This is a genomic window from Streptomyces sp. NPDC005576 (assembly GCF_042871745.1).
Taxonomy (GTDB): Bacteria; Actinomycetota; Actinomycetes; order Streptomycetales; family Streptomycetaceae; genus Streptomyces.
The window spans coordinates 20,246-37,392 of sequence record NZ_JBIAJC010000011.1; the positions used below are offsets into that span (position 1 = coordinate 20,246).

Sequence of the window (17,147 nt, forward strand, 5' to 3'; positions counted from 1 at the left end):
CCCTCCCTGGCCCACGCCGCCCCCACCGCGTCTGCTGCTGGAGCCGCCGTCCTGCTGCGCGGCACACTGCTGCCGATCGGTCGTATCGCCGGGGACCCGCCTGTCATTCCGGTCGTTGGTGCTCGCCTCGTTCGCGGGGTGCTCGGTGCCTCCGGGGCCCGCTCATCCCTACGGATGTACGGGCGTACGGGCTCGGAACTCGGGTGCCGGGTCTCAAGGTTCGGGTCTCGGGTGCCGAGTCTCGGGGTTCGAGCGTCGATCACTCTCCTGTCACTCGTTCGAGGGACCGGAAGAGGCGCTCGGCCCGACGCTTGAGCTTCGGGATTCGTGGGTCGGGATGCGAGGTTCGGGATTCGAGCGGTGTTGTTCTTCCGGGAGGTAGGTGGGTGGGTTTGGGGCAACCTCCCCACCTCCCACCCCGTCACGGCCAGCAAGTATGACTAATGGTGAGCGAGTTGCGGCGGAGAGTCACGCGCGCTTACGGTGCCCTCAACGAATCGACCCCGACGCGGTGTTGTAGCACCAGGCCGGGGTCTCACCAAAGATCGCACCCTAAAGAAAGACGATCTCGTGGCTACCCAGCACTTTAGCTCCGACCTGCCCGCCCCCGCAGCTTCGCGCCCGTACCGCAGGGCCAACACCGGCTACGGCAAGCAGTCCGTCTCCGGCCAAGTCGCGCCTGGAGTGCGGGACTTCGCCTCGCTTCCGGAGCGTGAGCGGTATGTCGCCGCCTACGTCGACCACTTGCCCGATGGCGCCGCGATGGACATCAAATCGCTGGCCAAGGACCTGCCCCTGTACGGCCAGATGGCCATCGGTACCGCCCTGCGCGCTCTCGGTGTGGCCGGGCACCTGCGGCGTGTACGCAGGCGGGGAGAGGGGGACGGCCCGTGCCGGTGGGTGACGCTCACCTTCTGGTCGCGCACCGCCCACGACAACGAGTGGTGGACCGCCCGTCTCGAAGGTGAAGCCGCCGCGTCCGAGCAGTCCTGCGCACCCTCCGCCGGGTCGGGCCCCACGTCGGGCCCCACGTCGGGGACCGACCCGGACGTTCCCCGGCAGCGCACCGCCGAAGCGGCCCCCGACCTGCCTCCGTCCTCGGACCGGCCGGGGGAAGCAGGCGCCATGGCCGAGCCCGGCTCGGACCTGCCGGAGCCCCCGGCGCCGGACAGCGCGCAGGTTGCCACCCCACCTGCCGCCCCACCGGCTCCTGATGCTTCTCCGGCCACCGCAGGCCCCTCTCCCGCCTACGTCGCCCTGGCCGAACTCGGGCGCCGCGAGCCTCGCTTGACGCTCTCCGCAGCGGACTGCGAGGCGCTGGAGCCGCTCGCCGCCGCCTGGTTCGCGCGGGGTGTCAACGCCGGGTACCTGACGTCGGCGCTCACCGCCGGGCTCCCCGAGCAGGTCGGATCACCGGTGGGGCTGGTGCGCCGCCGCCTCACCGACAAGATGCCGCCCCGTCTGTCCGCGACCCCCACCCCGCCGCCGGTCCCGGGACCGGGCGCCCCCAGCGCTCCGGTACGGGGGCTCCTGGTCGAGTGCACCGACTGCGGGCGCCCCGCCCGTGCCGAAGCACTCCCGGACGGCCTCTGCCTCCCCTGCCGCACCGCGCACCAGACCCCGGAACCCGCCGACCCGGATGCGGGCCCGGCCGAGCTCGAACGCGACGTACCGGCCCTTGTCGCCGGTCTCCGCAACCTGATGCGGACCCCGTGACCAGCGCCGCCGGGTCGAGTGGCGTGGGGGAAAGGCTCGGGCGTGCCCACCTCTGGGTCACCTGGTCGGCGGCCGGCCAGGTCGGCGGCCGGTGGCTCAGTAGCCGGTGACGTTCCGGAGCACGCCCACCGGCGTGGAACGCGTGAGGAGCCGCTCCAGTGCGGCGTCCCGGGTCAGCCGCTGAACCCACCGGTCTTGACGCCTGCCACGAACGCGGCGAACGAGGTGGCGGAGACGTCTAGTACGGGGCCGTCCGGGTTCTTGGAATCGCGAACGGGGACGGTGTGGTGCGTGGCGACGAGGTCGGTGGCGACCTCGACGCAGTCGCCACCGTTGCTGCTGTAGGAGGCCGTGAACCACTCGGTGGATTCGGTCATCAGGGGTGTCCCTTCCTGCCAGTTCCAGTGGGGCCCCAAGATGCTGCCTGGAAAAGCGCTTTGCCGTGCGACTGATGGTAGGTCGACAAGTGCGTTCAGTGGCAGGCGTGTTGCATTAATTCGGCCACTCATGCGAGGTGCGGACCTGGCGGGCAGCCGAGGAACCCCGAGAACGTGAGGTCTGCGTAGTCGGCCGACCACTCGGGCAGGAGCATCGGGCAGGAGCCCGCCAGCAGACAGCCCCACCGCGCGGGCACGGTGGGGCTGTCTGCTGTCTGCTGTCGGCAGCAGGGGGCGCTCGGCGGTCAGCCGGCGAACCCTTCGGTCTTGACGCCTGCCACGAATGCGGCGAACGAGGTGACGGAGATACCCAGTACGGGGCCGCTCAGGTTCTTGGAGTCGCGGACGGGGACGGTGTTGTGCGACGCGGCAAGGTTGACAGCGACCTCTACGCACTGCCCGCCGCCGCTGCTGTACGAGGACGTGAACCAACGGGGGGACTCGGTCATCACGGGGTGCCCTTTCGTACCTGCTCGATCATGTCCAGAGACGCCGCCTGGGAGAGCGCCTCGGTTTGCAACTGATGGTAGGCCGTCAACATCGGCAGCGCGTAACGGCTTTCCCGCTCAAGGTGTCCGCGTTGGGACGACTCCGCATAGGACATCAGGGAGCGATCGGGAAGCGTCAGGACGGTCACGGGGAGGGTGCAGGCGCGACGCTCCCCCATGGTGAACGGCGCCACCTGTAGCGCGGTATTCGGAAGGTCGGCGAACTCCAGTAGGCGAGCTAGCTGCGCGTCCCAGACGCCCCGCGGACCCACGGGGCGCCGGATGCAGCTTTCATCCAGCACCACGAAAACCAGTGGCGGGCGGCGTCGCACCAGCACTTCCTGCCGCTGCGCCACCAAAGCCACCCGCTCCTCGGCTTGCTCCGGTGTCGCCGCTCCGCGCCTGACCTCGCCCCCTTGGATGGCTGACGCGTAGGCCTGTGTCTGGAGAAGGCCCGGTATTACCCCGACCTCGTACAGCCTGATCTCTGCTGCCCGAGCCTCGTGGGACACGTACTCCGGGAAGCCCTCGATCAGCGATCCCTGCCGGATCTCGCGCCACTCGCGTTCGAACGAGTCGGTGGAGTCCGCTGTACCGAATGCAGCATCAACATCTCTTGAGAAGCCCAGGGTTGGCGATTTGCGGGCAGTTTCCACCGCAGAAATATGCCTGCTGGAATATGCGCCCTTCGCGGCCAGCGCATCCTGTGTCCATCCTCGGTCCTCCCGAAAGCGCCGGAGGCGTGCGCCGTAAGCCGCCTCCGGGCCCGCCTCGGGATTCAACTCTCTCCGGTTCACCATGTCCGCGCGTAACCCTTCCTTCGTGCTCAGCGGGTTGAGGACATCTCAACGATAGGCCACTCTGAGCACCCCTGGTAGCGGAATGGCTACAGAGAGGAGTGGTCATGGTCGTGCCCGGTATTACCTCTCCGCCGCCGGCAGTCGGAACGGTGATGGTGGACACCGGCCGCGACGGCCGTATCGGCGAGTTCCGGGGAGTCGCAGGCCCCTACTGGTCGTTGCGCCCCCTCGGTGGCGGGCTCGAATGGGAGGCCGAACCCGGACTCGTCCGGCCGGCGACCCCGATAGAGCGGCTGCGGGCCGAGAACGCCCGCTGCAACGCCCGGAGTCGGGGTGAGGTGCTGTGAGGGTGCCGCAGCCGGGTGCTCGCACCCTCCCCGAGTCGGCCGTCGAAGGGTCGGCTTGCCAGGGCGGCCAACGGGCCGAGGACATGGCCGAGTCGGCGGCGGGCGGAGTCGAGCGGCGCGACTGATCTTCGAGTGCCTCGCCGAGCGCCGTCAGGGCGCCCGGCGCGTGTGAGACGGAAGCCCCGTGAATCGACGGCGGCCCTTGTGAGCAGAGAGAAAGGGAAGATCCATGTCACGGACCGACAACATCGAACTCCCGACCCCCGCCCGGCGGGTCGGCGCCACCGTCCTGGTGCGCGACCGCACCGGGGCCGTACTGCTGGTCAGGGCCCCCCGCGAGAGCGAGTGGGTTCTCCCCGGCGGTGTGGCGTACGAGGGGGAGACCGTCGCGGAGGCGGCCGCCCGTGATCTGGCGGAAGTGACGGGCCTCGTCCGGAACGTGGTCCTCTTCGCCGCGCTCGACCTGATCCCGGCACCCCGGGGGAGCCGCTCCGCGAACGGGTTCAACGTCGTCGGTGACGGGGGCACGCTGAGCGCCGATGAAGCCGCCCGCGTCGCCGTCCCCGAGGGCGCCGAGGGCCGGGTCGCCGAACTCCGCTGGGTGCCGATGGACCAGGTGGAGATGGTCGCGGCCGGTCTTCTGGCGCGGCGGGTCCGTCAGGCCGTAGCCGCCTTCGAGCACGGGCAGCAGCCGTTGTTGCTGAACGGTCTGGTGGCCGTATGACCCCCTGGGGTCGCCTCCCGGCCCGCCCCGATCGGCTCCTCCTGGCGCCGTAAGCCCAAGGGCCGTAGCCCAGGAGCCGTATCCCAGGAGCCGTAGCCCCAGGAGCCGTGGCCCTCCGTAAAGCCCCGTCCGCCGGTCCTGATGCCCCCGGAGCAGGCGGACGGCCCCACCCCGCTGCACCTGGTCCCCGCAGTGGGGGCAGGGCTTCCCCTGTTCACGACACTCCCGTGAGGCTTCTCGTGCTGCAATGCACCGCTGTACGCCGTATCCCCGAGATCGACGCACTGGTCGCCCTGACCGCCATGGAAGGGGCACCCGGGCAGCCCACAGGCCACCTCTCCTCACTCGATGAGTACACGCTCTGCGAGCTGGGCGAGCACGCTGACGACGTCGAGCACGCCGCCTTCATCGGGGGCGCGGAGGACGGTTCCGACATCGACCTCTGGATGTACTGGAGCCCCGGTTCCCCGGTCAGGTTCGAGGAGTCCCGCTCGTGCCGTGCCCTCATGTGGTTGATCAGCCGGCCCGACAGGGCGGACCGGTGCACGCTGCCACCCGGGCACCCGCCGGGTCATTCCTGGGACGTGACGGACCCGCTCGGTGACCTGCTGGACGAGGCCGCCCGCCGAGCCGTCCGCTCTCTCCTGGAAGAGCGGACGGACGAGCGGACGGACGAGCATGTGGACGACCAGGGAGAAGCCCCGTGACGGAGGCCCTGCACTTCCACTGCAACGTCTCCCGGGACGCGCCATGGGCCGACCTGGTCGACCACCACATGCTGACCGACGTGCCCCGCTCACTGACCTGCGAACTCGCGCGGAACCACGACGGTGACCACGCGGACCACCTCGACTGTCTCGGGCTCGGGCACGGTGACGCCTGGGCGTACTGGACCGACACCGGCCATGTCACGTACGCGGTTGCCCCGCCGTGCCACGTGGCCGACGGGACGCTGCCCGCGATCCACCAGGACCCCTGCCACCTGTACGGCGGCCATCCTCCGGGGCACTCGTGGGACTTCGTGGACATGCTCCACGACTGAGCGCGTATTTCCTTCCAACGGGCCTTTCCTTCCAACGGGCCGACCCCGGTCGGGCCGGTCCGAGCGGCGGAGCCCGGCGCTCAGGCCAGACTCTCCCGCCAGGCCCGGTGCAACCCCGCGAAACGGCCCTCGCCGCCGATGAGTTCGGCCGGGGAGCCGTCCTCCACGATGCGGCCGTGCTCCATCACCAGCACCCGGTCAGCGATCTCCACCGTGGAGAGCCGGTGCGCGATCACCACCGCCGTACGGCCGTGCAGCACCGTGTCCATGGCCCGCTGCACCGCCCGCTCGCCGGGGATGTCCAGGGAGCTGGTCGCCTCGTCCAGGATGATCACCGCCGGGTCGGCCAGCAGCGCCCGGGCGAACGCGACCAACTGGCGCTGCCCGGCGGAGATCCGGCCGCCCCGCTTGCGTACGTCGGTGTCGTAGCCCTCGGGCAGGCTCTCGATGAACTCGTGCGCACCGATCGCCTTCGCCGCCTGCGCGATCTCCTGGGGCGTCGCGTCCGGGCGGCCGATCGCGATGTTCTCGGCGACCGTCCCGGAGAAGAGGAACGCCTCCTGCGTCACCATCACCACACCGCGCCGCAGCTCCGCCGTGCCGAGGTCCCGCAGATCGACGCCGTCCAGCAGGACCCGGCCGTCGCTCGGGTCGTAGAACCGTGCCAGCAGCTTGGCCAGCGTCGACTTGCCGGCACCCGTCGAGCCGACCACGGCCACCGTCTGCCCGGCCGGCAGGGTCAGGTCGAAGCGCGGCAGCACCTCGCCCCCGGTGCGGTACGCGAACCGCACGCCGTCGAAGACGACCTCCCGGCCCGGCTGCTCGCCGCGCAGGGCGGGCAGCTCCACCGGGGCGGCCGGCTCGGGCACGGACGGGGTCTGGGCGAGCAGGCCCGCGATCTTCTCCAGGGACGCGGCGGCGGACTCCCAGGAGTTGAGGAACATCGCCAGCCGGTCGATCGGGTCGTACAGCCGGCGCAGGTAGAGCACCGCCGCCGCCAGCACACCCAGCGCCAGCGTGCCGGAGGCGACCCGGTAGGCGCCCCACAGCACCATGCCCGCGACGGCGATGTTGGCGACCAGCCGGGAGCCGACCACGTAACGGGCCATCTCCAGCAGGGTGTCGCCGTTCGCCCGCTCGTGGCGGCGGTTGAGCGCGTCGAAGACGGCGTCGTTGGACCGCTCGCGGCGGAACGCCCGCACCGGCCGGATGCCGTTCATCGTCTCGGCGAACTTCACGATCACCGCCGCCGTGGCGGTGGACCGCACGGCGTACGCCTTGCCCGCCCGCGCCCGGTAGATCCTCACCAGCAGGTAGAGCGGTACGAAGGAGGCCACCGCGATGGAGCCGATGCCGAAGTCCAGCCAGAGCAGCGTCCCCGAGATGAAGACGAAGGAGAGGACCACGGTGATCAGTTCCTGCAGGCCCTCGCTGAGCAGCTCCCGCAGGGACTCGACGTCCGTCGTCGAGCGGGAGATGAGCCGGCCCGAGGTGTAGCGCTCGTGGAAGTCGACGCTCAGCGCCTGCGCGTGCCGGAAGATCCGGCCGCGCAGGTCCAGCAGTACGTCCTGGTTGATACGGGCCGAAGCCCGGATGAAGGCGTACTGGAGGTAGCCGCCGCCCGCCGCGCAGAGCGCGTAGCCGACGCCCACCGCGATCAGCGGACCGTGGTCGGAGTCCCGGAACGCGGGTACCGCGCGGTCGATCGCGTACGCCACGAGCAGCGGCCCCGCCTGCACGGCGGCCTGCTGCACGAGCAGCAGCACCACGGTCACCAGGACCCGGGCACGCATCGGCCGCAGCAGCGAGACCAGCAGCGCCCGGGTGGCGCCCGGCGGGATGGGCAGAGCGTCCCGGTCGAAGGCGTCGCCGGCCTCCGGGGAGGCGCCGGGGCGGGCCGTTCCCGGGGTGTCGCCGACGGGCGGGGTACCGGAGAGGGTGGCGCCGGGGAGCGGGGTGCCGGTGGAGGGGGTGTCGTCGGCGGACGGGGTGCCCGCGGTGGTGGTACTGGTCATCGGGTCGTGGCCTCCTCGGCTACCGTGACGCCGGGCTTCTCGGCGCCCGACATCAGCCAGGCGTACTCGGCGTTCGCCCGCAGCAGTTCCTGATGGGTACCGACGGCCGCGATCCGGCCGCCGGAGAGCAGCGCGACGCGGTCGGCGAGCATCACGGTGGACGGCCGGTGGGCGACGATCACCGCCGTCGTCTCCTCCAGCACTCGCCGCAGCGCCGCCTCCACCCGCGCCTCCGTGTGCACGTCCAGCGCGGAGAGCGGGTCGTCCAGCACCAGGAACCTGGGCCGGCCGACCACGGCGCGGGCCAGCGCGAGCCGCTGGCGCTGACCGCCCGACAGGCTCAGCCCCTGCTCGCCGACCTGGGTTCCGGTGCCCTCGGGCAGCTCGTGCGCGAAGTGGGCCTGGGCGACGTCGAGGGCACGGTTCAGGTCCTCCTCGTCGGCGCCGTCCGCGCCCATCAGCACGTTCTCCCCGACCGTGGCCGAGAAGAGCGTCGGTTCCTCGAAGGCCACCGACACCAGCGACCGCAGCCGCTCCCGCTCCATCAAGACGATGTCCTCGCCGTCCAGGGTGATCCGGCCGCCGGTGAGTTCGTGCAGTCGGGGCACCAGCGCGGTGAGCGTCGTCTTGCCGCAGCCGGTGGCGCCGACCAGCGCCATCGTTTCGCCCGGCCGGACATGCAGATCGATCCCGGCGAGCACGGGCACGGAGTCCGGGGCCGCGTCCGGGTAGCGGAAGGAGACCCCCTCGAAGACCATCCCGGCGGTCCCGGTCCCGGTCCCGGTCCCGGTCCCGGTCCCGGTCCCGGTCCCGGTCTCGGTTCCTTCCGGGAGGGCGGGGGCGGGGAGCCCGCTCTCCTCCGCCACGTCCATGACCTCGAAGTAGCGGTCGGTCGCGGTCGCCGCCTCCTGGCTCATCGCGAGCAGGAAGCCGATCGACTCCACCGGCCAGCGCAGCGCGAGGGCCGTCGACAGGAACGCCACGAGCGTCCCCGCCGAGAGGTCGCCGTCCGCCACCTGAATGGTGCCGAGGACCAGCGCGGCACCGATCGCCAGCTCCGGCACCCCGGTGATGAGCGCCCAGATGCCCGCCAGCAGCCGGGCCTTGGTCAGTTCGGTGGAGCGCAGCCGGTGCGACAGCTCCCTGAACGCCCGCGCCTGGCTGCGGTGCCGGCCGAAGCCCTTGATGATCCGGATGCCGAGGACGCTCTCCTCGACGACCGTCGTCAGATCGCCGACCTGGTCCTGGGCGGCGCGCGCCGCCAGGGAGTACCGCGACTCGAAGAGGGAGCTGAGGATCATCAGCGGGACCGCCGGGGCGAGCAGCACCAGCCCCAGCGTCCACTCCTGGACGAAGAGGATGACGAACCCGATGGCGATCGTGACGCTGTTGACCAGCAGGAAGGTCAGCGGGAACGCCAGGAACATGCGCACCAGCATCAGATCGGTGGTGCCGCGCGACAGCAGCTGACCGGAGGGCCAGCGGTCGTGGAAGGCCATCGGCAGCCGTTGCAGCCGGTGGTAGAGATCGGTCCGCATGCCCGCCTCGACCCCGGCCAGCGGCCGGGCCACCAGCCAGCGCCGCAGCCCGAAGAGCACCGCCTCCAGGATGCCCAGCAGCAGCAGCCACAGCGCCCCGAGCCAGACCCCGCCCGGGTCGTGGTCGGCCACCGGGCCGTCCACCATCCACTTGAGGATGAGCGGGATGACCAGCCCGAGGCCGGACGCGACCACGGCGACGAGGGCGGCGGCGAGCCAACGGGCTCGCACGGGACGGAGGTAGGGCCACAGGCGCTTGAGGGAACGCACGGTGGACCGGTCCGTGCGTTCGGCGGGATTTTCGGGCATCAGGGGTGATCCTATGTTTCACCACTGACAACCTTCACTGGGTTTTCCGGCCGCTCGGGACTCCGCCCGGGACTCCGCCCGGGCCGCCGCCCGGGCCTCCGCCCCGACCCGGCCCGCCCCCGCCGAGCAGGGACGGAGCCCCGGGGCGTCAGGCCGTCACCCGTAGCAGCAGCACCGAGCGCCCCGGCACGGTGAGCACCGTGCCGCCCGTGTGGAGCGTGCCGGGCGCCGCCGACTGGTCCTCCAGCGAGGTGTCGAGGACGAGTTCCCAGGCGCCGGCCCACGGCGGTCCCGGCAGCCGGAAGCCGGCCGCACCCTCCGCCGCGTGCAGGATCGCCAGGAAGCTGTCGTCCACTATCTGTTCGCCCCGGGCGTCCCGGCCCGGGATGTCCCGCCCCGAGAGGAAGAGTCCGAGCGTCGCCGCGGGCGCGTACCAGTCCTCGGCCGTCATCTCCTCGCCGTGCCGGGTGAACCAGGCGAGGTCCCGCAGTCCGTCCGCGGTCTGGGGCCGCCCCGAGAAGAACGCCCGGCGGCGCAGCACCGGGTGGGCGTGACGGAGCCGCAGCAACCGGGCGGTCAGCTCGGTCAGCCCGCGCCACCCCGGTTCCTCCAGCAGCGACCAGTCCACCCAGCTGATCTCGTTGTCCTGGCAGTAGGCGTTGTTGTTGCCGCCCTGCGTACGCCCCATCTCGTCGCCCGCCACCAGCATCGGCACCCCGGTGGAGAGCAGGAGCGTGGTGAGCAGGTTGCGCAGTTGGCGGCGGCGGAGCGCGTTGATCTCCGGGTCGTCGCTCTCGCCCTCCGTACCGCAGTTCCAGGAGCGGTTGTCGCCGGTGCCGTCGCGGTTGCCCTCGCCGTTGGCCTCGTTGTGCTTGTGGTGGTAGCTCACCAGGTCGCGCAGGGTGAAGCCGTCGTGCGCGGTGACGAAGTTGACCGAGGCGTACGGGCGGCGCCCGCCCCACGCGTACAGGTCGCTGGAGCCGGAGAGGCGGTAGCCGAGGTCGCGCACGTCCGGCAGCGCGCCGCGCCAGAAGTCGCGCACGGCGTCCCGGTAGCGGTCGTTCCACTCGGTCCACAGCGGCGGGAACGCGCCCACCTGGTACCCGCCGTTGCCGACGTCCCACGGCTCGGCGATCAGCTTGACCCGCCGCAGTACCGGGTCCTGGGCGATCACCGCGAGGAACGGGGAGAGCATGTCCACGTCGTGCATCGAGCGCGCCAGCGCCGCCGCCAGGTCGAAGCGGAAACCGTCGACGCCCATCTCCGTCACCCAGTACCGCAGGGAGTCGGTGATCAGCCGCAGTACGTGCGGCTGCACGACGTGCAGGGTGTTTCCGCAGCCGGTGTAGTCGGTGTACCGGCGGGCGTCGGACTGGAGCCGGTAGTAGCCGCGGTTGTCGACCCCCCGCATGGACAGGGTCGGACCCAGCTCGCTCGCCTCGGCGGTGTGGTTGTAGACGACGTCCAGGATCACCTCTATCCCGGCGTCGTGCAGCGCGCGCACCATCCGCTTGAACTCGCCGACCTGCGCCCCGGCGGTGCCGCTCGCGGAGTAGTCGGCGTGCGGGGCGAAGTAGCCGATCGAGTTGTAGCCCCAGTAGTTGTGCATCCCGCGCCGGAGCAGATGGTCCTCGTGCGCGAACTGGTGCACCGGCAGCAGCTCCACCGCCGTCACCCCGAGCCGCTGGAGGTGCTCGATCGCGGCGGGATGCGCGAGACCGGCGTACGTGCCGCGCAGTTCGGGCGGGATGCCGGGGTGCAGCTTGGTGAAACCGCGCACGTGCAGTTCGTAGATGACGGAGTCGGCCCACGGCGTCTTGGGGCGCCGGTCGTCCATCCATTCGTCCTCACCACCCGGGAGATCGTCGTGGACGACGACCCCCTTGGGCACGAACGGGGCCGAGTCGCGTTCGTCGCGCACGGTGTCGGCGACGTGCTGCTGCGGCCAGTCCCGCATGTGGCCGTACACCTCGGGCGGTAGCGCGAAGGTGCCGTCCACGGCGCGGGCGTACGGGTCGAGCAGCAGCTTCGCGGCGTTCCAGCGAGCCCCCGTCCACGGGTCCCAGCGGCCGTGGACCCGGTAGCCGTACCGCTGGCCGGGCCGCACCCCCGGCAGGAAGCCGTGCCAGATCTCGTGGGTCAGCTCGGTCAGCCGGCACCGGGTCTCGTGGCCCGCCTCGTCGAAGAGGCAGAGCTCGACGGCCTCCGCCCCGCCCGCCCAGAGGGCGAAGTTCGTGCCCGCCACCCCGTCCGGGCCCACTCTGAACCGCGCGCCCAGCGGCATGGGCGCGCCGGGCCACACCGGCGGCGGCACGACCCCGGGCGGGCTCCCCGCGGGGGCACCGGAGTGCGGCACACGGGTGGTGTTTCCCGATGGTCCGTCGTCCGCGCGCACCGGTCGTACCGGCTCCTGCACGGCTTCCTGCTCGGCTGCGCTCGACACTCCCGGCCTCCTGCGGCTCGTGGGGACGGGCACGACGGGAGACGCGCACGGCGTCCCGGCCGCGGCCTCCCGGTGAAGTCCTCCCCCCTGTTCTGCCCACCGGGAGGCCCACACTCACGTTTCCCCGGAGCGACCCTCGTCGTTGGGGGGTGCGTGACTCACACAGCGAAGAGAGCACGGACCGGTCCGGCCGCCGTGCTGACATGGGCAGGACTACTGGCGCTCGCGGCCGTACTGACCGGCTGCACCGGGGGAATTCCGTTCCTCAACGGGAAGGCCCGCGCCCCCGAGGACGTGATCCGGGTCCTTCCGGCGGACGGCGCGAAGAACGTCCCGGCCTCCACCCGCATCGAGGTGAAAGTCCCGGACGGGCACCTGGAGAGCGTCGTGGTGGCGCAGATCGAGGACGCCCGGAGCGACCGGATCTCCGGCCGGATCTCCGGGGACGGCCGCCGGTGGGCCCCCACCGGCGGTACCGGACGCCTCCGGCTCGCCGCGAAGTACAGCGTCGACGCGGTGGCCGTGGACGGGGCCGGGCGGCGGTCGGCCCGGCACACCACCTTCACCACGCTCATCCCGGCGCACCACTTCATCGGCTACTTCAAACCGGAGCACCGCTCGACGGTCGGCACCGGGATGATCGTCTCCTTCGACTTCAGCAGCCCCGTCACCCACCGTGCCGCGGTGCAGCGCGCCATCAAGGTCACCGCCGTTCCCGCCGTGGAGGTGTCCGGCCACTGGTTCGGCAAGGACCGGCTCGACTTCCGCCCGGAGAAGTACTGGAAGCCGGGCACCGTGGTCACCGTCGACATCGGGCTGCGGGACGTGGAGGGTTCGCCCGGCGTGTACGGCAGCCAGAACAAGCGCGTCCGCTTCACCGTGGGCCGCTCCCAGATCTCCTTGGTCGACGCGGCCGAGCACACCATGGAGGTGCGCCGGGACGGCGAGCTCGTCAGCACCGTGCCGATCACAGCGGGGGCGCCGAAGACCACCACGTACAACGGGAAGATGGTGGTCAGCGAACTCCACGAGGTGACCCGGATGGACGGGCGGACGGTCGGCTTCGGCGGCGAGTACGACATCAAGGACGTGCCGCACGCCATCCGGCTCACCGAGTCCGGCACCTTCCTGCACGGCAACTACTGGGCGCCCGAGGAGACCTTCGGTTCCGCGAACGTCAGCCACGGCTGCATCGGGCTGCGGGACGAGAAGGGCGGCAGCGGGTCCGCGCCGGCCGGCTGGTTCTTCGACCGCACCCTCGTCGGTGACGTGGTGGAGGTCGTCAACTCCGAGGACCGGACGGTCGCCCCGGACAACGGACTCGGCGGCTGGAACCTCGACTGGAAGAGGTGGAAGGCGGGTTCGGCGGTGCGCTGAGACGGCGCCGGACCCCGAGCCGGACCCCGAGCCGGATTCTCCCGCCGGACCCCGTGCCGGCGTGCTGCCGCGGCAGCCCTGTGAGCACCCCCGTACCCCGTGTCACCTGCGCATGTTCCGGCTGAACTTGGGACTGAACGGTGACATCCGCGGGACCTCTCCGCCGAGAGCCGTGTGGTTCTCTTCTCGATAGGCGCGCATGTTCGACGCGCGGGGGTGTGCGGGGTCCGGTCGGGCCAGGCCGTGCGAGGGGAGACAACCACGATGAGCGGGAAGCCGATACGGGGACGTGCGGCCGGGACCGGCGGGGGAACGCGCGGGCGCCGGGGCCCCGGAATCCTCGCGCTGCTGCTGGGCGCACTGCTCCTGCTGGTGACGGCCTGCGGCGGTTCCGGCGGGAGCGGTGCGGGCAACGGGGCCGGTGCCAAGGGCGGCGGCAGCAAGCAGGTAGAGGAGGACACGACCGCCTCCGAGGCGGTCGTGACCGTCGCGCCGGCGGACGGTGCCGACTCCGTGGAGACCGACGGAGTGCTGAAGATATCCGCCGCCAAGGGCAAGCTGACCACGGTCAAGGTCGCCGACGCCCAGGGCGCCGAGGTACCGGGCACGCTCTCCGCCGACGCCACCAGCTGGACGCCGGAACGCCACCTCGCCGCGTCCACCAAGTACGCGGTGCACGCCATCGCCGAGGACGCGAAGGGCCGGCAGTCCGCCAAGGACACCACCTTCACCACGCTGGTCCCGCAGAACACCTTCATCGGGCAGTACACCCCGGAGGACGGTTCGACCGTCGGCGTCGGCATGCCGGTCTCCATCAACTTCACCCGGGGCATCACCGACCCCGCCGCCGTCGAGAAGGCCATCACGGTCAAGGCGGAACCCAGCGTCCCGATCGAGGGCCACTGGTTCGGCAACGACCGCCTCGACTTCCGCCCCGACAAGTACTGGGCCGCCGGCACCAAGGTGACGGTGGAGCTCAACCTCGACGGCGTGGAGGGGCGGCCGGGCGTCTACGGCAAGCAGGCCAAGACCTTCAGCTTCACCATCGGCCGCAGCCAGGTCTCCACGGTCGACGCCTCCACCCACCGGATGGTCGTCGTCCGCGACGGCAAGACGCTCAAGGACATCCCGATCTCGGCGGGTGCCCCGGCCACCACCACGTACAACGGTCAGATGGTCATCAGCGAGAAGCTCCGGGTGACCCGGATGAACGGTGACACGGTCGGCTTCGGCGGAGAGTACGACATCAAGGACGTGCCGCACGCGATGCGGCTCTCCACCTCGGGCACCTTCGTCCACGGCAACTACTGGGGCGCCTCCAGCATCTTCGGCACCACCAACACCAGCCACGGCTGCGTCGGACTGCGGGACGTGCGCGGCGGATACGACGGCAAGACCCCGGCCGGCTGGTTCTTCGACCAGTCGATCATCGGAGACGTCGTCGTGGTGAAGAACTCCAAGGACAAGGTCATCGCCCCGGACAACGGCCTCAACGGCTGGAACATGGACTGGTCCGAGTGGATCAAGTGACCACACCGGGCGTGTGACACGGGCGACGGGTCCGGTGCCGAGAACGACGGCACCGGGCCCGTCGCCGTTTCCCGTCGTCGCGCACCTGCCAGGAATCGCGGCACTAGCCTGCCCCCATGACCGTAACCCTCGAAGTACAGGACGGCGTCGGCACGATCCGGCTGGACCGGCCGCCGATGAACGCGTTGGACGTGGCCACCCAGGACCGGCTGCGGGAGCTGGCGGAGGAGGCTGCTCGGCGCGACGACGTGCGCGCCGTGGTGATTCACGGCGGAAAGAAGGTGTTCGCGGCCGGAGCGGACATCAAGGAGATGCGGGACATGGACCACGCGGCGATGGTCGTGCGCTCCCGGGCCCTCCAGGACTCCTTCACCGCCGTGGCCCGCATCCCCAAGCCGGTGGTCGCCGCCGTCACCGGCTACGCCCTCGGAGGGGGCTGCGAGTTGGCGCTCTGCGCCGACTTCCGGGTCGCCGGTGCGAACGCGAAGTTCGGCCAGCCGGAGATCCTGCTCGGGGTGATTCCGGGGGCGGGCGGCACGCAGCGCCTCGCCCGGCTCGTCGGCCCCTCGCGGGCCAAGGACCTGATCTTCACCGGCCGGCACGTGCGGGCGGACGAGGCCCTGGCCATCGGTCTGGTCGACCGGGTGGTTCCGGCGGCCGAGGTGTACGAGCAGGCGTACGCCTGGGCCTCGGCCCTGGCGAAGGGGCCGGCGCTGGCGCTGCGGGCGGCGAAGGAGGCGGTGGACGCGGGTCTGGAGACGGATCTCGACACCGGTCTCACCATCGAACGGACGCTCTTCGCGGGGCTGTTCGCCACGGAGGACCGCGAGACAGGCATGCGCAGCTTCATGGAGGACGGGCCGGGGAAGGCCACCTTCCGCTGAACGGGGCCGGCCGGGCCCGGGTGCCGCGTGCGGGTCCGGCCGGCTCGTGAGCCCGCGCGTCGGCCGGTGCGCGTTCATCCGTGCGGGCGGCATCGCCGCTGCCGTTCGGGGCCGCACGGCTGCTGCCGACCGGCGCATCGGCCGACGGCGGCTCTCCGGGACGCCGGTGTTCCGCCGCAGGTCAGCGGGGTTTTTCTCATCATTTTTATGCCAATGGCATATGCCGATCCCCCTACCGGATCCAGCCATTCCGGGGGTGGGATTCCCCCGGAACGGCTCCGGGCCGGCCCCGCTCCGGCCATGATGGGGGGCATGGCGGGCCTGGAGGGTGGGGAACAGCCGCGCGTGCACGGCAGTGCGACCGCGGCGCGGCGGGTATCGGTGTCGGACGACGAACAGGCAATCCATGTACTGGACTTGTACGGCAACCCGACCGACGAGGGCGGGATGCGGCTGCCCTCCCGCCCGGAGTCCGCGGCGACGGCCCGCAGGCTCGCGTCGGCCGTGGTGCTGTGGCAGTGGAAGCTCTCCCCGCAGCTCGCCGAGTACGCCGTCCTGCTCGTCTCCGAACTCGTCGGCAACGCCGTACGGCACACCGGCGCGCAGTACTTCGGTCTGCGCATGGAGCGCCGCCGGGGCATGATCCGGATCGGGGTGCGCGACCCCTCGCGCGGCCTGCCGTGTCTGATGCCGGTGCGCGAGATGGATGTGAGCGGGCGGGGCCTCTTCCTCGTCGACAAGCTCTCCGACCGGTGGGGCGTCGACCTGCTGCCGCGCGGCAAGATCACCTGGTTCGAGATGCGGATCGCCGACCGCTCGGACCGCTAGCGCCGCGCCCGGACCGTCCCCGCGCACGCAGAAGCCCCCGTGTGCCGTGGTGCGGCGACCTGGGGGCTTCTGTGGGGGGCCGTGGACTGGGGGGTGATCCACGGCCGCGTGCAAGACCTGGCTCGGGTCGGAGGAGGTCGTGAAAACGACTATGGCACATCAGCCCCAAGAAGCCAAAGGTGCGATTCGGGCATTAAGGGCAAATGCTCTCTTTTGGTATGTGAATCGTAGGTTTAATTGGCATAGCTCCTGGCATTCAGTGAATGAATATGGGGTTCGCTGGATGAATCGCAGATTTGGGAGGGGTGGCGCAGGTCACTCCCGCTCGCCGGTCCGGGCCGGTCGTCCAGCTCTCCACCGGCCGCCGCAGGAGAGGAGGCATCAGCCCGTTAATCTGACCACCGTCAATCGGACAATCGATAGGGGCGGAAAAGTGGCGGACATCGAGTCGGCACGCAAGGCGTTCGATCATTTCGACCAGAACGGCGACGGTCTCATCACGGCCGCCGAGTACAAGAGCGCCATGGCCCAGCTGGGCGACCCGTTCGTCACCGAGACGGTCGCCCAGGCGATCATCAACTCACACGACGCGAACGGCGACGGTCTCCTCACCTTCGACGAGTTCTGGGCCTCGCAGAACAAGGTCTGAGCCGGGCGGCACAGGGCCTG

The 17,147-nt window shown here is 71.0% G+C and carries 17 protein-coding genes; 11 read left to right on the forward strand and 6 right to left on the reverse strand.

Annotated elements, in window-relative coordinates; translation table 11 throughout:
• Positions 1-570 precede the first annotated feature (570 nt).
• Positions 571-1,716 (forward strand): MarR family transcriptional regulator, encoded by a 1,146-nt coding sequence (locus ACFYPN_RS20530; RefSeq protein ID WP_389299901.1) that lies wholly within the window; start codon positions 571-573, stop codon positions 1,714-1,716.
• Positions 1,717-1,889: 173 nt separating this feature from the next.
• Here ACFYPN_RS20530 and ACFYPN_RS20535 read toward each other — a convergent pair whose 3' ends face one another.
• The 3 genes from ACFYPN_RS20535 to ACFYPN_RS20545 form a co-directional block, all read right to left on the reverse strand.
• Entirely contained in the window at positions 1,890-2,093 is a 204-nt protein-coding gene (locus ACFYPN_RS20535) for a DUF397 domain-containing protein (RefSeq protein WP_358763483.1), read from the reverse strand.
• A 305-nt stretch (positions 2,094-2,398) separates the two neighbouring features.
• On the reverse strand, positions 2,399-2,602 hold the full coding sequence (locus ACFYPN_RS20540) for a DUF397 domain-containing protein (protein ID WP_389299905.1): 204 nt from the start codon (positions 2,600-2,602) through the stop codon (positions 2,399-2,401).
• Positions 2,602-3,441, reverse strand: a complete 840-nt coding sequence (locus ACFYPN_RS20545; RefSeq protein WP_358763481.1) for a helix-turn-helix transcriptional regulator — start codon at positions 3,439-3,441, stop codon at positions 2,602-2,604. Before ACFYPN_RS20545 ends, ACFYPN_RS20540 begins: the two co-directional genes overlap by 1 nt.
• Positions 3,442-3,545: 104 nt before the next feature.
• Here ACFYPN_RS20545 and ACFYPN_RS20550 point away from each other — a divergent pair, with 104 nt between their 5' ends.
• The 5 genes from ACFYPN_RS20550 (at position 3,546) to ACFYPN_RS20570 (ending at position 5,554) form a co-directional block, all read left to right on the forward strand.
• Positions 3,546-3,788, forward strand: a complete 243-nt coding sequence (locus ACFYPN_RS20550; protein WP_358763480.1) for a hypothetical protein — start codon at positions 3,546-3,548, stop codon at positions 3,786-3,788.
• A gap of 2 nt (positions 3,789-3,790) precedes the next feature.
• Positions 3,791-3,913, forward strand: a complete 123-nt coding sequence (locus ACFYPN_RS20555) for a hypothetical protein (protein WP_358763479.1) — start codon at positions 3,791-3,793, stop codon at positions 3,911-3,913.
• A 104-nt stretch (positions 3,914-4,017) separates the two neighbouring features.
• Positions 4,018-4,512, forward strand: coding sequence for an NUDIX hydrolase (locus tag ACFYPN_RS20560; RefSeq protein WP_358763478.1), 495 nt, complete (start codon positions 4,018-4,020; stop codon positions 4,510-4,512).
• Between the two features lie 239 nt (positions 4,513-4,751).
• Complete coding sequence (locus ACFYPN_RS20565) at positions 4,752-5,219, forward strand: hypothetical protein (RefSeq protein WP_358763477.1); 468 nt, start codon at positions 4,752-4,754, stop codon at positions 5,217-5,219.
• Positions 5,216-5,554 (forward strand): hypothetical protein, encoded by a 339-nt coding sequence (locus tag ACFYPN_RS20570; protein ID WP_358763475.1) that lies wholly within the window; start codon positions 5,216-5,218, stop codon positions 5,552-5,554. The genes ACFYPN_RS20565 and ACFYPN_RS20570 overlap by 4 nt, the downstream gene beginning before the upstream one ends.
• 80 nt (positions 5,555-5,634) lie before the next feature.
• On the opposite strand, the gene ACFYPN_RS20575 is transcribed toward ACFYPN_RS20570, so the two are convergent.
• The 3 genes from ACFYPN_RS20575 to glgX all read right to left on the reverse strand — a co-directional run bounded on the left by ACFYPN_RS20575 (position 5,635) and on the right by glgX (position 11,772).
• Positions 5,635-7,569: an ABC transporter ATP-binding protein gene (locus ACFYPN_RS20575; protein ID WP_358763473.1), complete on the reverse strand. Its 1,935-nt coding sequence runs from the start codon at positions 7,567-7,569 to the stop codon at positions 5,635-5,637.
• A complete protein-coding gene (locus ACFYPN_RS20580) occupies positions 7,566-9,416 on the reverse strand; it encodes an ABC transporter ATP-binding protein (protein WP_389299911.1) in 1,851 nt (616 codons plus the stop codon). The genes ACFYPN_RS20575 and ACFYPN_RS20580 overlap by 4 nt, the downstream gene beginning before the upstream one ends.
• 148 nt (positions 9,417-9,564) lie before the next feature.
• Positions 9,565-11,772, reverse strand: a complete 2,208-nt coding sequence (glgX, locus tag ACFYPN_RS20585; RefSeq protein ID WP_389300254.1) for a glycogen debranching protein GlgX — start codon at positions 11,770-11,772, stop codon at positions 9,565-9,567.
• Between the two features lie 240 nt (positions 11,773-12,012).
• Here glgX and ACFYPN_RS20590 point away from each other — a divergent pair, with 240 nt between their 5' ends.
• The 5 genes from ACFYPN_RS20590 to ACFYPN_RS20610 all read left to right on the forward strand — a co-directional run bounded on the left by ACFYPN_RS20590 (position 12,013) and on the right by ACFYPN_RS20610 (position 17,127).
• The gene (locus tag ACFYPN_RS20590) at positions 12,013-13,236 is read left to right on the forward strand and encodes an Ig-like domain-containing protein (protein ID WP_358763467.1); all 1,224 of its coding nucleotides are present in this window, start codon (positions 12,013-12,015) and stop codon (positions 13,234-13,236) included.
• A gap of 264 nt (positions 13,237-13,500) precedes the next feature.
• Entirely contained in the window at positions 13,501-14,766 is a 1,266-nt protein-coding gene (locus ACFYPN_RS20595) for an Ig-like domain-containing protein (RefSeq protein WP_358763465.1), read from the forward strand.
• Positions 14,767-14,882: 116 nt separating this feature from the next.
• Positions 14,883-15,650, forward strand: a complete 768-nt coding sequence (locus tag ACFYPN_RS20600) for an enoyl-CoA hydratase-related protein (RefSeq protein WP_358763463.1) — start codon at positions 14,883-14,885, stop codon at positions 15,648-15,650.
• 300 nt (positions 15,651-15,950) lie between these two features.
• Entirely contained in the window at positions 15,951-16,478 is a 528-nt protein-coding gene (locus tag ACFYPN_RS20605; protein WP_389299915.1) for an ATP-binding protein, read from the forward strand.
• Positions 16,479-16,911: 433 nt separating this feature from the next.
• A complete protein-coding gene (locus ACFYPN_RS20610) occupies positions 16,912-17,127 on the forward strand; it encodes an EF-hand domain-containing protein (protein WP_358763506.1) in 216 nt (71 codons plus the stop codon).
• Positions 17,128-17,147: the final 20 nt, after the last annotated feature.